The sequence below is a fragment of the Thiorhodococcus fuscus genome (genome assembly GCF_042682685.1).
Taxonomy (GTDB): domain Bacteria; phylum Pseudomonadota; class Gammaproteobacteria; order Chromatiales; family Chromatiaceae; genus Imhoffiella; species Imhoffiella fuscus.
On the sequence record NZ_JBHUHX010000023.1, the window covers coordinates 1 to 17064 of the forward strand.

Annotated in this window: 18 protein-coding genes and 1 pseudogene; 16 read left to right on the forward strand and 3 right to left on the reverse strand. The window is 63.8% G+C overall.

Going from position 1 to position 17064, the window contains the following annotated elements:
- Positions 1-336 precede the first annotated feature (336 nt).
- Positions 337-1589, reverse strand: a pseudogene (locus ACFSJC_RS10495) (IS256 family transposase).
- Between the two features lie 117 nt (positions 1590-1706).
- On the opposite strand from ACFSJC_RS10495, the gene ACFSJC_RS10500 reads away from it, so the two are divergent.
- Both ACFSJC_RS10500 and ACFSJC_RS10505 read left to right on the forward strand, forming a co-directional pair.
- Positions 1707-2801 carry a TIGR00341 family protein gene (locus ACFSJC_RS10500; protein ID WP_386026413.1) on the forward strand — a complete coding sequence of 365 codons (1095 nt, stop codon included), beginning with the start codon at positions 1707-1709 and terminating at the stop codon, positions 2799-2801.
- Positions 2802-2853: 52 nt separating this feature from the next.
- Positions 2854-3339: an ankyrin repeat domain-containing protein gene (locus ACFSJC_RS10505; protein WP_386026415.1), complete on the forward strand. Its 486-nt coding sequence runs from the start codon at positions 2854-2856 to the stop codon at positions 3337-3339.
- On the opposite strand, the gene ACFSJC_RS10510 is transcribed toward ACFSJC_RS10505, so the two are convergent.
- On the reverse strand, positions 3308-3667 hold the full coding sequence (locus ACFSJC_RS10510; protein WP_386026416.1) for a thioredoxin family protein: 360 nt from the start codon (positions 3665-3667) through the stop codon (positions 3308-3310). The genes ACFSJC_RS10505 and ACFSJC_RS10510 overlap by 32 nt on opposite strands.
- A 149-nt stretch (positions 3668-3816) precedes the next feature.
- On the opposite strand from ACFSJC_RS10510, the gene hemB reads away from it, so the two are divergent.
- The 13 genes from hemB (at position 3817) to ACFSJC_RS10575 (ending at position 16042) form a co-directional block, all read left to right on the forward strand.
- Positions 3817-4830 (forward strand): porphobilinogen synthase, encoded by a 1014-nt coding sequence (gene hemB / locus ACFSJC_RS10515; RefSeq protein WP_386026418.1) that lies wholly within the window; start codon positions 3817-3819, stop codon positions 4828-4830.
- A 96-nt stretch (positions 4831-4926) separates the two neighbouring features.
- Entirely contained in the window at positions 4927-5748 is an 822-nt protein-coding gene (gene aroE, locus ACFSJC_RS10520; RefSeq protein ID WP_386026420.1) for a shikimate dehydrogenase, read from the forward strand.
- Between the two features lie 109 nt (positions 5749-5857).
- Positions 5858-6727 carry an NAD(P)-dependent oxidoreductase gene (locus tag ACFSJC_RS10525; protein ID WP_386026421.1) on the forward strand — a complete coding sequence of 290 codons (870 nt, stop codon included), beginning with the start codon at positions 5858-5860 and terminating at the stop codon, positions 6725-6727.
- 223 nt (positions 6728-6950) lie between these two features.
- Positions 6951-7280 carry a FeoA family protein gene (locus tag ACFSJC_RS10530; protein WP_386026422.1) on the forward strand — a complete coding sequence of 110 codons (330 nt, stop codon included), beginning with the start codon at positions 6951-6953 and terminating at the stop codon, positions 7278-7280.
- A 2-nt stretch (positions 7281-7282) separates the two neighbouring features.
- Positions 7283-7510, forward strand: a complete 228-nt coding sequence (locus ACFSJC_RS10535) for a FeoA family protein (RefSeq protein ID WP_386026423.1) — start codon at positions 7283-7285, stop codon at positions 7508-7510.
- A 2-nt stretch (positions 7511-7512) separates the two neighbouring features.
- Positions 7513-9867, forward strand: a complete 2355-nt coding sequence (gene feoB / locus ACFSJC_RS10540) for a Fe(2+) transporter permease subunit FeoB (RefSeq protein ID WP_386026424.1) — start codon at positions 7513-7515, stop codon at positions 9865-9867.
- Positions 9868-9876: 9 nt separating this feature from the next.
- A complete protein-coding gene (locus ACFSJC_RS10545; RefSeq protein ID WP_386026425.1) occupies positions 9877-10095 on the forward strand; it encodes a FeoC-like transcriptional regulator in 219 nt (72 codons plus the stop codon).
- 198 nt (positions 10096-10293) lie between these two features.
- The gene (locus tag ACFSJC_RS10550) at positions 10294-11211 is read left to right on the forward strand and encodes an ABC transporter ATP-binding protein (RefSeq protein ID WP_386026426.1); all 918 of its coding nucleotides are present in this window, start codon (positions 10294-10296) and stop codon (positions 11209-11211) included.
- Positions 11208-11945, forward strand: a complete 738-nt coding sequence (locus ACFSJC_RS10555) for an ABC transporter permease (protein WP_386026427.1) — start codon at positions 11208-11210, stop codon at positions 11943-11945. Before ACFSJC_RS10550 ends, ACFSJC_RS10555 begins: the two co-directional genes overlap by 4 nt.
- Complete coding sequence (locus ACFSJC_RS10560) at positions 11942-13315, forward strand: GldG family protein (RefSeq protein ID WP_386026428.1); 1374 nt, start codon at positions 11942-11944, stop codon at positions 13313-13315. The genes ACFSJC_RS10555 and ACFSJC_RS10560 overlap by 4 nt, the downstream gene beginning before the upstream one ends.
- A complete protein-coding gene (locus tag ACFSJC_RS10565) occupies positions 13312-14421 on the forward strand; it encodes a hypothetical protein (RefSeq protein ID WP_386026429.1) in 1110 nt (369 codons plus the stop codon). Before ACFSJC_RS10560 ends, ACFSJC_RS10565 begins: the two co-directional genes overlap by 4 nt.
- An 8-nt stretch (positions 14422-14429) precedes the next feature.
- Positions 14430-15257 carry a bifunctional DNA-formamidopyrimidine glycosylase/DNA-(apurinic or apyrimidinic site) lyase gene (mutM, locus tag ACFSJC_RS10570; RefSeq protein ID WP_386026430.1) on the forward strand — a complete coding sequence of 276 codons (828 nt, stop codon included), beginning with the start codon at positions 14430-14432 and terminating at the stop codon, positions 15255-15257.
- A gap of 110 nt (positions 15258-15367) precedes the next feature.
- Entirely contained in the window at positions 15368-16042 is a 675-nt protein-coding gene (locus tag ACFSJC_RS10575; protein ID WP_386026432.1) for a DUF599 domain-containing protein, read from the forward strand.
- Here ACFSJC_RS10575 and ACFSJC_RS10580 read toward each other — a convergent pair.
- Positions 16006-16449, reverse strand: a complete 444-nt coding sequence (locus ACFSJC_RS10580) for a hypothetical protein (protein ID WP_386026434.1) — start codon at positions 16447-16449, stop codon at positions 16006-16008. The two genes, ACFSJC_RS10575 and ACFSJC_RS10580, sit on opposite strands and share 37 nt — an antisense overlap.
- A gap of 179 nt (positions 16450-16628) precedes the next feature.
- Here ACFSJC_RS10580 and ACFSJC_RS10585 point away from each other — a divergent pair, with 179 nt between their 5' ends.
- The gene (locus tag ACFSJC_RS10585) at positions 16629-16976 is read left to right on the forward strand and encodes a hypothetical protein (RefSeq protein WP_386026436.1); all 348 of its coding nucleotides are present in this window, start codon (positions 16629-16631) and stop codon (positions 16974-16976) included.
- Positions 16977-17064: the final 88 nt, after the last annotated feature.

Below are 17064 nucleotides of genomic sequence, written 5' to 3' on the forward strand. Positions count from 1 at the left end.
CGCGAGTCTGGGGTAATCCGGCTATTCAGTCCAACAGTAATCGGTAATATTTTGATGCGATCGCCCTGGCTACCCGAACGACACACGTGTGCCATGTGGGATCGCCGCACACCCGCTAACGGCCTTGCCTGAATCGGCCAGGCCGGGATGATCGTAGGCGAATCTCCGCCAGAACCGCTCGACCTCGTTCGTCGGCCGCTCGTGCATCTGCATGACCGCAATGAAATGCGCCTGCTCCGGCGAAAGCGTTGTTGAGAGCCGGTTCATGGCTCAAGTGCTTTAGCACCTCGCGGACAAGAACGAGAGTTAATGTCAAATCTGGTATATAGCCCCTCATCAGGCGGCGATCCGATCTAACTGATCGTTCACTGGCTCTCCATCGCGGAACGGGACGTTATTGACGACCAGTTCCAGTTTTCCAAATCCCTTGATGCGTCTCCAGTTCTTCTGCGCCAACTGGAGCAACTTGAAGACCATCGCCAGCGTGGTCTCGCGTGCCCCGCAGTTGCGGGTGCGGTTGGTGCGCAGGCGCACGGTGGCGAAGGTCGATTCGATCGGGTTGGTGGTGCGAATATGCACCCAATGCTCGGCCGGATAGTCGTAGAAGGCGAGCAAGGTCTCGCGATCCTTGGCCAGGCAAGCCATGGCCTTCGGATATTTGGCCTCGAAGCGCTTGAGGGCGCGGTCGAATGCCTGGTTGGCCGATGTGCGGGTCTCGGCCATCCAGATCTCCTGCAGGTCGGCCTTGACCTTCGGCTGCATGGACTTGGGCAGCTTGGCGAGCACATTGGCTGTCTTGTGTACCCAGCAGCGCTGGTGGACGGTGTCCGGATAGGCCTTGGTGAGCGCCTTCCAGAATCCCAGCGCACCGTCGCCTACAGCGAGTTTGGGGCCGGCCGTCAGCCCACGCTCGCGCAGGCTGGTGAGCACTTCGCCCCAACTGGCCTCGGACTCCCGATAGCCATCCTCAACGGCGACCAGTTCCTTGTGGCCATGCTCGGTGACGCCGACGATCACCAGCAGACACACGCGATCATCCTGGCGGACGTTGCTGTAGACGCCGTCGGCCCACCAATAGACGTAGCGCCGATCACTGAGGTCGCGCTGACTCCAGCGCCGATGCTCCTCGCTCCACTGCTGCTTGAGACGCACGACCGTGTTGGCCGACAGCCCCTTGGCCCGATCGCCGAGCAACGCCCCGAGCGCCTCCTGATAGTCACCGGTCGAGATCCCCTTGAGATAGAGCCAGGGGATCAATTCCTCGACGCTGCGCGAGCGTTTCAGATACGGCGGCAGCAGGCTCGAGTGGAAGACCGCCCCACCACCACGGCGGTCACGGACCTTCGGCACCTTCACCGTGACGTCTCCCAGGCCCGTCTGCACCGTCCGTTCGGGCAGGTAGCCGTTGCGCACCACCGCTCGGCGCCCGTCCTCAAGGCGCTGATCGGCATACCCGGCCAGAAAGCTCACCAACTCCGCTTCGACGGCCTGAGCGATGAGTTCCGCGCCCCCTTTCTGAGCAAGTCATGCAGCAGGTCGTGCTCCCCGATCTCTGGTTGTGAAAGAACTTCAAGCGTAGACTTGATCATGGTGTATCCACCTCTGTCGTCTGTGATCTTGGTCGTGACCAGTCGACAGGATACGCTATCCCTTCTCGGGCGCCCGTACACCAGAAATCACAATAACTCTGGGTAGAGGATCGAGGCATGAAATATGTCGAGGTGATCGCAAGCGCCGGCAGCGCGGACACGATCGCGGAGGCGGCGGCCAAGGTCAAGGCGCTGGACTTCAGACTCGGACTGGTCGGTACGGACGGCATGCAAACCATGCGCATGCTGGTCAGCGACGACAAGGTCCAACGCGTCCTGGATCTGCTGCAGACCGTCCTGGGCGCCCAGCCTTCCGCCCGCATCCTGGTCCTCGCGGTCGAGACGGTCGTGCCTCCGCCCAACGAGGAGCACCGTAAGCAAGAAGATTCCGCCACTGCGGCGCGCGAGGCGCTGTATGAGGGCATGGAGAAGAGCTCGCGCCTCGGGCCGAATTACCTGATTCTGGTCGCCCTCTCGACCGTCGTCGCAGCCATCGGTCTGATCGAGAACAACGTAGCGGTGGTCATCGGCGCCATGGTGATCGCCCCCCTGCTGGGTCCGAATCTCGCGCTCAGTCTGGGAACGGCCCTGGGCGACATCGGGCTCATGAAGAAGGCGGTGTGGACGCTTTTGGTTGGAATCCTCACCGCAGTCGCACTGTCGGCGATCCTCGCCTATGTCTGGCCGAACGCGCTGACGAGTCAGGAGGTACTGGCCAGGACGACCGCCGGACTGGACTCGGTCGCGCTGGCGCTCGCTTCGGGCGCAGCGGCGGCACTCTCGCTGACCACGGGATTGTCGAGCGTGCTGGTCGGGGTCATGGTCGCCGTGGCACTGCTCCCCCCTGCCGCGACGCTGGGACTCATGCTCGGCGACGGCCGTTTCGATTTGGCCGCCGGCGCCGGACTCCTCTTAGCGGTCAACATCGTCTGCGTGAATCTATCCAGCAAGCTCGTCTTCGTCGTCAAGGGCATCAGCCCGCGCAAATGGCTGGAGAAGAAGAAGGCGAAACGCGCCATGGTGACCTACACGCTGGTCTGGATACTCACCTTGCTGGTGCTCATCCTCATCATCATGGAGCGCGACAGACTCGTGCCCACGAATATCGAGAAGCAACTGCAGGACAGACTCGGTATCTCGATGATCGAATATCCGATCACGCCATCATTGAGGACAGTGATGCATGTGTCCACTCTCACCGACCGCGACTAGACGCGTCCGGCCGGCGCTGAAGCTAAGGTCGATCCTCCATGCAGCATTCGTTTTGGCCTTCGGAGTTGTAATCCTCAGCGTCTTCCTGTCCGGCAAAGAATCGATACCAACCGCCGATCGAGCGCTGACCAAGGCCGTCCGGGCATCCGATCTCAACGCAGCGCGCGCGGCACTCGATATCGGCGCCGATCCGAACCGCCGAGACGCGCTCGGATCCACGCCCCTGCATAGCGCGGCGCGGCGCGGCGATCTGCCCATGGCCAGACTCCTGGTCGAACGGGGTGCCGATGCGGGCGCATCCAATAGCCATTCGGGCGAAACGCCGCTGCACAGCGCCGCGCGAGGCCGGAATTCAGAGATGATCCAGCTCCTGATCGAGGCGGGCGCCAACCCGAGCGCACGGCTCGAAACCTCGCTGGAACAGTGCAACGGAACCGTCTATCCAACGGGCTCGACAGCCATGGATATTGCCCGCCAAAGCGGATTCGGGCGGGTCGAGCAGGCACTCAGCTCAAATGCTCCCCCAACCAGGCGTTGATCTGATGGCGCGAGCGCGCGCCGCTGAAGCGCCCCTGTTCCTCACCCAGATGAAAGAGGATGACGGTCGGGAAGCCGCGCACCCGGTAGTGTCCGGCCAGACGCATGTTCTCACCCTCGTCGACCTCCAGCTTCGCCAGCCGAATTCTGCCTTCGTGCGCCTCGATCACACGCTCGAGATGCGGCGACAGCGCATGGCAGGGACCGCACCAATCGGCCCAGAAATCGACCAGGATCGGCGTCTGCAGCGAGGCATCCATCACCTGCTCCTGAAACTGCTCGTAATGGGTCTCGAAAACGAAGGGGTTGGGATGCGACGACGTCGGCATGACAGCTATCCTGTGAGGGCCGGGGTCCCGAGTGTAGTCCAAAAACCCTGGCATACTGGAGCCCTGGAAGCGCCAGAGCTATGATGGGCGGGCTATAGCGCCGGGATGGTCCCGACGCGTCGGACCCGCCCCAGAGGCCGTAAAGATCCATGGCTGACCTTGATACTCCCCGCTCCTCCTTTCCCGTCACCCGCATGCGCCGGATGCGCCGAGACGATTTTTCGCGGCGCATGATGCGCGAGAACACGCTCACACCCGACGACCTCATCTACCCGGTGTTCGTCCTCGACGGCTCCGGCCAGCGCGAGCCGGTCGCCTCCATGCCCGGCGTCGAGCGTCTGAGCATCGACCTGCTGGTGGAAGAGGCGCGTGAGGTGCATCGACTGGGGATTCCGGTGATGGCGCTGTTCCCGGTCACGCCGCTGGAGGCCAAGTCGCTCGACGCCCGCGAGGCCTACAATCCGGACGGAATCGCACAGCGTGCCGTGCGTGCGCTCAAGGACGCGGTGCCCGAGCTGGGCATCATGACCGACGTCGCCCTCGACCCCTTCACCACCCACGGCCAGGACGGTCTGATCGACGACGAGGGCTACGTGATGAACGAGCCCACGGTCGAGGTCCTGGTGCGTCAGGCGGTCTCCCACGCCGAGGCCGGCGTCGACATCGTCGCACCGTCCGACATGATGGACGGGCGCATCGGCGCGGTGCGTGCGGCGCTCGAGGCCGGCGGTCACATCCACACCCGCATCATGGCCTACTCGGCCAAGTATGCCTCCAGCTACTACGGCCCCTTCCGCGACGCGCTCGGCACCGCCGGCAACCTGGGCAAGGGCAACAAGTACACCTATCAGATGGATCCAGCCAACTCCAACGAGGCGATCCACGAGGTCGCGCTGGACCTCGCCGAGGGTGCCGACATGGTGATGGTCAAGCCCGGCATGCCCTATCTGGACATCGTGCGCCGCGTCAAGGACCAGTTCGGCGCGCCGACCTTCGTCTATCAGGTCAGCGGCGAGTACGCCATGCTCAAGGCCGCGAGCATGAACGGCTGGCTCGACGAAAAGGCCGTGGTGCTGGAGGCGATGGTCTCCATGAAGCGCGCCGGAGCCGATGGCATCTTGACCTATTTCTCCAAGGACATCGCCCGCTGGCTGGCCGAATGACGCCGCCCAAGGACAGGCGTTAATCGCCGTCCTTCCAATCGAGAGGCTCGGATCCGGGCCTCTCGTTCCCCGCAGATTCACACACGAGGCATCTCGATGCCCGATCGTTACGCCGTCATCGGCAACCCCATCGCTCACAGCAAATCGCCCGCCATTCATGCCGCCTTCGCGGAGCAGACCGGGCAGGACATTCACTACGGCCGGCTGCTCGGCGCCCTCGACGACTTCGCTGGCGACGCGCGACGCTTCTTCGGCGAGGGCGGACGCGGCCTCAACGTCACGGTCCCCTTCAAGGAACAGGCGTGGGAACTGGCCGACGCGCGCAGCCCGCGCGCGGAACTCGCCGGCGCCGTCAACACCCTGATCCGAATCGGCGACTCGGGCATTCGCGGCGACAACACCGATGGCGTCGGACTCATCCGTGACCTCACCGCCAATCATGGCTTCGACTTCCGAGACACATCCGTGCTGCTGCTCGGCGCTGGCGGCGCATCGCGCGGCGTGCTGCTGCCCCTGCTCGAAAGCGGTCTCGGCCGACTGCTGATCGCCAACCGCACGGCCGCCAAGGCCCAGCAGCTGGCCGAACTCGGCGCCACACTCGGTCCAGTTGAGGGGCGCGGCCTCGACCAGCTTGCGGGCGAGCGTTTTGACCTCATCATCAATGCGACATCCGCCGGTCTGAGCGACGCGGTTCCTCCCATCCCGGACGACTGTCTTGCAACCGGAGGCTGGACCTACGACATGCTCTATGGAGACGCGCCAACGGCCTTCTGCCGCTGGGGCGCGGAGCACGGGGCCAAACGCGCCCTGGATGGTCTCGGCATGCTGGTCGAGCAGGCCGCCGAATCCTTCTTTCTCTGGCGTGGTGTCCGCCCGGAGACGACGAACGTCATTAAAGGGTTACGCCAGACGCGTTAGCATTCAACGCAAGGGCCCCAGAGCGTCTCCGACAGAATTCCACCGACCAGACGACGACCTCGGCTCGGCATCGGTCACTGGAGGCCGCAAACACACTGGAGTCCATGCGATGAGAACCGCCGTATTGGGAATGGGGCTATTGGGATCCGAGATCGCGCTGCGGCTGAAACGCCAAGGGCGGGAGGTCCTCTGCTGGAACCGTGGACAAAAAGGCGCCGAGGCGGCCCGTCGCCGTGGGCTGATGCTCGTCGATCGGCCGGAGCTGGCAATCACCGGAAGCGATGTGACCTTCCTCTTGCTGAGCGACGCCGAGGCCATCCGCGACACGCTCTTCGTCGGCACGGAGGCCGATCAGCTCCACGGGCGTCTGATCGTCCAGATGGGCACCATCTCACCGCGCGAGAGCCGCGACATCGGCGCGCACCTTGCCACCCTGGGCGCCGAATACCTGGAGGCCCCGGTGCTCGGTAGCCTACCGGAGGCGCGCGAGGGCAACCTGATCCTCATGGCCGGCGGCGATCCAGACCTCTTCGAGCAGTGTATGCCTGTCTTCAAGGACCTGAGTCGCGACCCGCAACGGATCGGCGACCTGGGGCAGGGCGCCGCCATGAAGCTGGCGATGAACCAATTGATTGCCGGCCTGACCGCAACCTTCTCACTCAGTCTCGCACTCGTGCGCCAGGAAAATATCGATGTCGAGCAGTTCATGGGGCTGCTGCGCACGAGCACGCTCTACGCCAAGACCTTCGACAAGAAGCTCGACAAATACCTGAGCCACGACTACCGCTCCGCCAACTTCACGCTCAAGCATCTGCACAAGGACGTCAGTCTCTTCCGCCGGGTCGCGCAAGAGAACGGGCTCGACACCCGCCTGACCTCCGCCATCGAATCCGCCTGCATTCAAGCCGAGGAGCTGGGATGCGAGGCCCTGGACTACTCGGCCCTCTACGAGGCGATCTGCAATCCGAGCACGGATTGACAGGCCGAGCCGACGACACACCCCCCGGATCTCCCGTTCGACCGGCCCGCACCTGCGGGCTCCTGTTTCCAACTACCTCTGACGTGCCGTCGCTCCCTGTAGCTCCATGCGAGCGTACCACCAATCCACACGAACTTATTGAGTGGTATTTGCATTTGCGTATAGCGCGCCATAGAATAAGAATCCTTCTTGTTTACGATCAGATCCCCGATGTGCCCTGTCCATGACTCAATCCATCGCTCTCTGCCCCAATGACCTCGACACATCCGTTTCGAGGGATCCCCTAACCACTCCGAGCAGCCCAGACCGAATCGACGCCGGCAAGCCGTTCCCGCTGATGATGGCGAACGACGGGGATCGCGTGCGGATTCAGTCACTGTTGGGCGGAAAGGGCTTGATCATGCGCCTGACCGAACTGGGTCTGAATCAGGGAACCGAACTGCGGATCATCCAGCGCCAAGGCGGCGGACTGGTGGTCGCTCGGGGCGAGATCCGGATCGCACTCGGGGGTGGAATGGCGACGAAAATCCTTGTGACAGCGAGCGGTGGATAACGATGACACTCAAAGAATTCACGGTTGGCGACAGTGGTCGCGTTCTCGGCTTTCAGGCCGGCGGGGGCGCCTATCGGCGCAAGCTTCTCTCCATGGGCATCACTCCGGGCGTGACGCTGGAGGTGGTGCGAGTCGCACCGCTGGGCGATCCGCTCGAGATCCGGGTGCGAGGAACATCGGTCAGCCTGCGGCGCACTGAGGCGGGCGTCTTGGACATGGAGCGAATCTGACGATGAAGAACAGCTATACGATCGGCGTCGTCGGCAACCCGAACTGCGGTAAGACGACCCTATTCAATGCCCTAACCGGCTCCAAGCAGCGCGTTGGCAACTGGCCGGGCGTGACGGTGGAACGCAAAATCGGCCGATATCGGTTCGGCGACGCAGACTTCGAGTTGGTCGATCTGCCCGGAACCTACTCGCTGGACGTGTCCGACCACGCGGTATCACTGGATGAGCGGATCGCTCGGGACTTCGTCCATGCCCGCGAGGCGGACCTGATCCTGAACATCCTGGATGCGGCGAATCTGGAGCGTAACCTCTATCTCACGACCCAGTTGATCGAGATGGGTCGCCCCATCGTCGTCGCGCTCAACATGATGGACGTCGCCGAGGAGCGCGGTCAGACGCTGGATCTCGAACGGCTCTCGACCCAACTCGGCTGCCCTGTCGTCCCGGTCGTCGCGGCGGACGGCAAGGGGGTCAAGGAATTGCGCCAGACCCTATTGGACGCGGCTCAGGCGGTGACGAAGGGCCATTGGACGCTCCCCACGCCCGTGACCTACGGCCAGAAGCTGGAGGATGCGATCGCCGCGCTCGAATCCAGGGTCAAGCCGATCGCCGAGGCGCAGGGCGATCCGACGCGCTGGCTCGTCTCGCGTCTGATCGAGGGCGACGATCTCGCAATCCGGCTGGTGGGGGACAAGGTCGAACGCGAGGAGATCCGCACACTGCTCGGCGACGACGCGGAGGATGCGGACATCCTCTTCGCCGACGGGCGCTACGGCTACGCCCATGAAGTGACTCAGTCCTGCGTGACTCAGCCGGGGCAGGCGTCCAGAACGCTGTCGGATCGGCTGGACCGGGTGATGCTCAACCGCATGGTTGGCATCCCCATCTTCCTGTTCGTCATGTATCTGATGTTCATGTTCACCATCAATATCGGTGGTGCCTTCATCGACTTCTTCGACATCGCGGCCGGAACCATTTTCGTGGAGGGCACGTCCGCCTTCCTGACCGCAGCCCGAGCGCCGGAGTGGTTCGTCATCGGCGTCGCCAATGGGATTGGCGGCGGCATTCAGGTGGTCGCAACCTTCATCCCCATCATCGCCTTCCTCTATCTCTTCATGTCGGTCCTGGAGGATTCCGGCTACATGGCGCGGGCGGCCTTCGTCGTCGATCGCTTCATGCGCACCATCGGTCTGCCGGGTAAGTCCTTCGTGCCGCTCCTGGTCGGATTCGGGTGCAACGTGCCGGCCATCATGGCCGCGCGCACGTTGGAGAATCAGCGTGATCGCATCCTGACGGTCTTGATGGCGCCCTTCATGTCTTGCGGCGCGCGGCTGCCCGTCTACGCGCTCTTCGCCGCCGCCTTCTTCGCGACCGGCGGTCAGAACATCGTCTTCGGACTCTATCTGATCGGCATCGCGGCGGCCGTGCTGACCGGATTCATCCTCAAGCGCACCCTGCTCGAAGGGCAGGCCGCACCCTTCGTGATGGAGCTTCCGCCCTACCATCTGCCGACCATCAAGGGTGTCGTTCTGCGCACCTGGGATCGCACCAAGGGCTTCGTCGTGCGCGCGGGCCGGGTCATCGTGCCGATGGTCCTGGTCATCAACGTGCTCAACAGCATGGGCACCGACGGAACCTTCGGTAACGAGGACACCGATCACTCCATGCTCGCGGAGATCGGACGCACGATCGCACCCGCCTTCGCGCCCATGGGCCTGAACGAGGAGAACTGGCCAGCGACGGTCGGTATCTTCACCGGCATCCTGGCCAAGGAGGCCGTGGTGGGCACGCTCGACGCGACCTACTCGGCCCTGGGCACCCAGGATGCAGGCACGGACGCGGGGGCCGAAGATGCAGAGGAGGGCGGCTACGACATGGCCGCCGGCCTGTCGGAAGCCGTCTCGACCATTCCGGCGAACCTGAGCGATGCCCTGGGCGGCTGGTCGGATCCGCTCGGACTCAACATCGGCGATGTCGATAACCCCGAGCTCGCGGCCGAGGAGCAGGCGGTAACCACCACGACTTTCGGTGCCATGGCGGCCCGATTCGACGGCGCGGCCGGAGCCTTCGCCTATCTGCTCTTCATTCTGCTGTACGCGCCCTGTGTAGCGGCCATCGCGGCCATCTATCGCGAGACCTCGCCGGGTTGGACACTGTTCGCAGCGGCCTGGACCACCGGACTGGGCTACGTCAGCGCGACCATCTTCTACCAGGCCGCAATCTTCTCGCGCGATCCAGCGAGTTCCGCAACCTGGATCGGGGTCATGCTGGCGGTCTTCATCGGTAGCGTGGTGACGATGCGCTGGTGGTCGCGGCGCGACCTCCAGAGCCGTGGCCTGGCGCATGAGACTGTCTGAGGTGTATGCATGATCGTGTCCGAACTCTCTCGCTACCTGCAAGACAACGGGCGGGCCGCCCTGCGCGATCTGTCGCATCGGTTCGACTCGGATCCGGAGGCCCTGCGCGGGATGCTCCAGACACTGGAGCGAAAAGGGCGCATCCGTAAGCTTCCCTCCAACACGCCCTGCAGCGGCTGTTGCAGTTGCGATCCCGCCTCGATCGAAATCTACGAGTGGGTCGGTTGACGCCCTCGACCAGCGAGCGGGTGTCGCCTTGCGCGACACCCAGGTCGAAGACGTCCTAATCATCGATCGAAATCCGATCGTCCCACGCACATCGACTCGGCCAAGGACGGCCATTCACTCCAGTTCATCCAGCAACAATCGGCGCTCCCTTCCATCGGGTTTGGCAAGCGGGCTCGGACCGGTTATCTTCCCGTGCCCATGGACACCCTCGTTCGCGTCACCGATCTCTCCAGACGATTCGGAAGCCAGCAGGCGCTTTCCGACGTGAACTTCTGCCTGGACACCGGAGAGGTGCTGGGCTTGCTCGGACCGAACGGTGCCGGCAAGACCACCTGCCTGCGGATGCTGTCCGGGATGCTCGCGCCCACCCACGGCCGAATCGAGATCAAGGGCATCGACCTCTCCCGGCATCCACTGAAGGCGAAACGCCTTCTGGGCTATCTGCCCGAGCGCCCTCCGCTCCATCCCGAACTACGCGTCGACGAATATCTGAACTTCTGCGCCCGGCTCCATCGCCTGCCGCGACGGCGCATCCCGGAGGCGGTCGCGGAGGCGAAGCGTCGTTGTGGACTGGACGATTGCGGTCACCGCCTGATCGCCAAACTGTCCAAGGGATTTCGGCAGCGACTGGGGATCGCCCAGGCCATCCTCCATCGCCCGAAGCTGCTGATCCTGGACGAACCGACCGAGGGACTCGATCCCTTTCAGATGCGGGAGTTGCGCACCCTCATCCGCAATCTGGCCCAGGAATGCGGAGTGATCCTCTCCAGTCATCTGCTCGGCGAGGTGCAGGCCGTTTGCGACCGGGCGATCATCATGCACCAGGGCCGCATCCAGTTCGACGCCAACCTGTACTCGCCGCCTGGAAGCAACCAGTGGCGCGTCCGGCTCACGCCGACCTCGGACGCGAGCGCGCTGCTGATCCTTCCGCACGTCCTGAGCGCCGAGGCGATCGGAGGCGACCGCTACCGGATCGCACTCGACGCGCTGGGCAGTCCGGCCGACCTGTCGCGCTCCATCGTCATGGCCGGCCTCGGGCTGCTTGAATTCGTGCCCGAACATAGTGATCTGGAGCGGGTCTTCTTCGACCTGATCGGCGTGGAGGAGCGGGTATGATCGGAGCAATCGCCGGTCGCGAGGTACGTAGCGGACTGGTCACGCCACTCATATGGGTGCTTTTGGCGGCGGGACAGATCGTGCTCGCCTGGATCTATCTGAAGGTCATCGAGGATTTCACCGGCCTCTCGGCCGACGAGCGAGTGGCCAGCCTGACGCAGGAACTCGCGCTCAATCTGTTCGGCTTTGCGGCCATCGTCGCCATGCTCGCCGCGCCCTTGCTCGCGATGCGGATGCTGAGCGCCGAATTCCGCGAGGGCAGCTTCGACCTGATCGGCGCGTCGCCGGTTCGGCTGAGCGAGGCCGTCATCGGCAAATTCCTGGGGCTGCTGTTGCTGATCACGCCGCTCTGTCTGCTGCCGGCGGCGAATCTGGTCATGCTGAGCGGCATCGCGGATCTGGATGCGGGCCATCTGGCCGCCGCGACGCTGGGGCTCTGGCTGGCCGCCGCCATGTTCTGCGCCATCGGGCTCTATGGATCCAGTCTCACCACCCAGCCGGGGGCATCGGTCCTGATCGGGTTCGGTCTGCTGCTGCTGCTCTCGGTGATCGGACGCGCCGAGTCCATCGGCAACCAGACCCTGTCGCTGTTCGGCTGGCTGTCCTGGAATGAGCATCTCTTCTGGTTCCTGCTCGGTGCCATACGGGCGAGCGACCTGGCCTATTTCGGGCTCTTCACGCTCTTCTTCCTCGCCCTGACGCACCGTCGGCTCGCCAATCTTCGTCTGCAATGAAGCAACTCACCCAACAGATCTGGCATCGGCTGCAACGGCTGGAATGGGCACTGGCCGATCTGACCTTCGCCCTGCTGCTTCTGACGTTGACGATCGGATCCGGCTGGCTGATCGCGCGCCACGACCATTACTGGGACTGGACCCGGTCGGCCGCCAACAGCCTGACCACGCAGAGCTTGGCGATTCTGAAGCGTCTGGACGGCCCGCTGCGCGTGACCGTCTTCTCGCCCGAGGAGACGCCGCTCGGCAAGGCCATCGAGCGTCTGCTGTCGCGCTACCGCCAGGCCCTGCCGGACATGCGGGTCTCCTATCTGGATCCGCAGCTCTTCCCCGAGCGGGCGCGCGATGCCGAGGTCACACTGGTCGGTCAGGTCCTTCTCGAATATCAGGGACGGCGCGAGACGCTGAAGGAACTGAACGAACGTTCCATCTCGGCCGCGATCGCGCGCCTCACCGAGACCCGCTCGCCCTGGGTGGCGGTGATCGAGGGACATGGCGAACGCTCCATCCAGGGCGGTAGCGGCACGGACCTGGGGCGCCTGGGTCAGGAACTGCGCGAACAGGGCTTTCTCGCCCGCCCGCTGGATCTGGCGACCATCCCCGAGATCCCGCACAACACCCGTCTCCTGGTGCTCTCGACCCCGACCATCGCTCTCTTTCCAGGCGAGATCGAGAGCCTGATGCGCTACCTGGATCGCGGAGGAAAACTCCTGTGGCTGATGGATCCAGGCCCACTGAACGGACTCCAGCCATTGGCGTCTCAACTGGGGCTGTCCATCCTGCCCGGCGTGATCGTCGATGCGGACTCCTCGATGATGGGCGTGGAGACGCCGGCCGTGGCCGTGGTCGCGGACTACCCCTCGGATTCGCTCGCCGAGGGACTCAGCACGCCGGCACTCCTGCCGGGATGCCTGGCCTTCGAGGCCAAGGCCGCCCCAGGCTGGACGCTTTCGACCTTTCTCTCCACCGGCAGCCAAAGCTGGAACGAAACGGGCAAGCTGGAAGGCAAGATCGTTCGCGACGAGGTGGTCGGCGAGCAGGCCGGTCCGCTCGCCGTGGTTCTGGGGCTGACGCGCAATCTACCCGGATCGGATCAGGAGCAGCGGGTCCTGGTCGTCGGCGACGGCGACTTCCTGAGCAATGCCCAGATCGGCAGTCACGGCAATCGCGCGCTGGGGATGCGACTCTTCCAGTGGCTGAGCGGTGACGAACCCTTGCTCGAACTGCCGCCACCGCCTCAGGCGGCCGAGGCGCTGGAGCTGACTGCGGCCGAGCGCATGCTGATCGGAGTCGGGGCGCTGATCCTGCTGCCAGGGCTCTTCGTGGCCACTGGATTCTCGATACGTTGGTATCGCTGGAGGGGACGGTGAAGGGACGCTGGCTGGTGAATCTCATCCTGGCCCTGGCGGTGATCGCGTTGGGGATTCGCGTCCATGACGAACTGACTCGGACCGAATCCGGTTCCAGACTCACGGACCTGGATGCATCCAACCTTCAACTGATCGAGATCGCGCGCGACGGGGATCCATTGATCCGGCTCGGACGCAGCGGGCATGGCTGGCGGATGGAAGCGCCGCTACAGGTCGATGCCGAACCGGCCCAGGTCGAGCGCCTGCTCGGACTCCTGTCGACCCCCGTCTATCGGAGCTTCCCGGAGGACGCCGCCGCGCTCGGAGAGCTGGGCCTGGACACGACACGGCTGCGTCTGAGACTGGACACCCTGGAACTGGCCTTCGGCGGGATCGATCCGCTCGGACAACACCGATATGTCTCGGCCGATGGGATCGTGAGTCTCATCAACGATCAATTCTATCCCGCGCTGATCGCACCGGTGACCGCCTATGTGTCTCGCCGCTTGCTGCCGCGCGGCTTCGCGCCCGTCTTCGGACGGATCGCCGGCGTTCCGCTCGCGGCGAAGGCGCTTAGCGACGTGGACTCCTTGACCGCAGAGCGAGTGGAGCCGCTGCCCGCCAGCTTCAACGGCATGCCGGTGGAATTGGAGGCTGCGGATGGCGACGCACTGAACTTTCAGGTCTCCCCGGACCGCAGACTCTGGGCAAGACCAGATCAGCATCTGCTCTATATTCTCGGCTCGGCGCCGGACCTGCCCGAGAACCCGACAGCGGTCGATCCAACCCCGGCGTCGCCCGAGACATCACTGGATGACTTCGGGCCAGAGGACGAGATGCCGATCGATCCGGAGGAGGTCTTCGCCCCGCTTCAGGAGGACGACGATCCGGTGATGCCCATACCCAAATCCGAGGGACTCTACGCCCCGACCGCCGACCCGGACGCGATCGTTCCGGGCGACATCGAGCTCGGGGCCCCACCGGAGGTCCGGCTGACACCGCACGGAGAGGCCCCGCCCGTGGTGCGGCCTCGTCCGAGAGCGCGCGGCCTCTCCTCGCCCGGCTCGGCGGCGGATTACGGTATCGGGCAGGATCCCTTCGCGCCCGACCCGCAGGTCGAACAGTAACCAACCCGATGCCGGAGCTCCCCGAGGTCGAAACCACCTTGCGTGGCATTCGCCCGCACCTGGAAGGGCGGCGTATCGAACGCCTGCTAGTCCGCGAGACCCGGCTGCGTCTCCCGATTCCGTCCGAGATGGCGGACCGGGTCGGCGGTCAGTCGATTCTCGGGCTCTCGCGGCGCAGCAAGTATCTGCTGATCCAGCTCGAACGCGGCACCCTGCTCGTCCATCTCGGGATGTCAGGAAGCCTCCGAGTCGTTCCAGCCGAGAGCCCGCCGAAACGCCACGATCATCTGGACCTGATCCTGACCGATGGGCGCTGTCTGCGCTTCCATGATCCGCGCAGGTTCGGGATCTTTCTCTGGACGCCAGACACGCCGGACACGCTGAAGGTCGAGCATCGGCTGCTGCGCGACCTGGGACCGGAACCACTGGACCCCGAATTCGATGGCGATCATCTCTACCGATCGAGTCGAAAGCGGCGGGTCGCCGTCAAATCCTTCATCATGGACGCGACCGTGGTCGTCGGCGTAGGGAACATCTATGCCAACGAATCGCTGTTCCTGGCCGGTATCCTTCCCGCCAGTCCCTGCAACGCGATCGGACTGGAGCGCTATCGACGCCTCGTCGAGGCGATTCGCGCGCTGCTCCTGGCGTCGATCGAAGAGGGCGGAACGACGCTGCGAGATTTCGTCCGGGAGGACGGACGTCCCGGCTATTTCGCCCAGTCGCTTCGGGTCTACGGTCGGACGGGCGAGCCGTGCAAGGTCTGTGGCGCACCGATCCACCAGGTCCGAATCGGACAGCGATCGAGCTTTTTCTGCGACCGATGTCAGCACTGAGACCGTTTTCTGGAGATCACCCAAACCTGGAACCGGAACGCATTCAGACCCAGATCGAGTGATTCAGGCATCGCCGTCCACACCGGACGGCCCGATCGGAAATCGACGACATGAACGTATGGTGGAACGAATACGGCGGCGACATTCTGTGGGTCGGCACCGGCCTGGCCATCGTGGCCGGATACCACATCGCACTCACCTGGTGCGTTCGGCGCAATCCGCGCTGCACCATCCAGAGCGTCAATCGACAGGCCCGCACCGCCTGGGTCCATCACATCATGGGCGAGCCCGGCCTGCAGATTCTCGGGGTTCAAACGCTGCGCAATTCGACGATGGCGGCGACCTTCTTCGCCTCGACCGCCATCATCCTGGCGATGGGCGTGCTGAGTCTCAGCGAGGAGGCCGACAAGATCGCGGAGAATTGGCACGCGCTGAACGCCTTCGGATCCAATCATCCCGGACTGCGCGCGACCAAGCTCATGGCCCTGCTGATCGACTTCATCGTGGCCTTCTTCAGCTTCGGCATGTCCGTGCGGCTCTACAACCACGTCGGCTTCCAGATCTCGGTCCCGCCGGAACTGCGACCGCCAGGCATCAACCCGGAGCAGGTCGCCAATCATCTCAATCGCGCGGGCGGCTTCTACAGCATCGGCATGCGGACCTATTATCTCGCCATCCCCTTGGTCTTCTGGCTGTTCGGTCCGCACCTCATGACCATCTCCAGCATCATTCTGATCGCCGCGCTCTATTACATCGACCGCATCGCGCCGGACTCGGAGGAATGACGGGCCAACTCGACGAACCTTCGGCAGCTCGCGACCAGATCTCCGCCATGGGCCTGTAGATCGCCCCCGATGAGCAGGATGACGTCCGGGCCGTAGAACGCGCACATCTCGGACACGCGATCCAACCGCATCCCGCCCGCCGGCACAGGAAAGATCGACCTCGCCGTCCCCATCGGACGGACCGTGCCAGCGATCAGGTCCAGACACGCGTCTCGGGTGAAGGAGAAACGCCCGCCCCAGGTCGGAAAGATGGTGGCATCGGCTCCCGCCAATCGATTGAGCTGGCCGAACAGCACGCCATGCGACAGCCCAGTGTCCGGATGCAGACAGAAGCTGCCCTGAAAGGCCGGATGACTGAGGATAGGTAGACGCAGCCCCTCATGCGGCCGCCAGTGAGCGCATGGCATCGAAACCGGCGATTCCAGGGCAGAACAGCAATCCGCCGACCTCCGCATCCTTGGCGAAGCGGGCGCGACACACGATCTCGTCCATCGGCGCGGTTGTTACGGTTGGCGGAGTGCCAGATTCCAACGCCGTTCTGCGCGGTTTTCGGTCACGTTATTCTGAGCGTTGAGGCTAAAAAGCCATGTCCCCCACAAAACGGATCGCCGCTGTCACCGTTCTGTGCGCGTCGGGCGCTGGTGCGTTTCTGGGCTTCTACGAGTGTGGCGCCTATCTTTGGATTCGCCAGGCCGTATCTGGCACGGCGCTCTTGTCGATCACTCTTCTTTTTATCGTCTTCGTTGTTGCCCAACGCCGAGCAGCGCCATCGCCGTCCTCCCGGATGCTGCAGCTTTACAGCATCTCATTTGCTAGCGGGTCGGCTATTATCTTCTTGGCATTTCAGGCGCTCGGAGAAATCATCTACCTTCCACCACGATCCTTTGGCGAGTTCTGGCATAAGCTCACCACTTTTTCATTGGGGTGCGCTTAGCCCCAATCGGGTAAGGGTAAGTGCATCTCATTACACACAACTTCATAATTCATGAGATTCCCTGGCGAATTTAATCCCGGCAGCCACG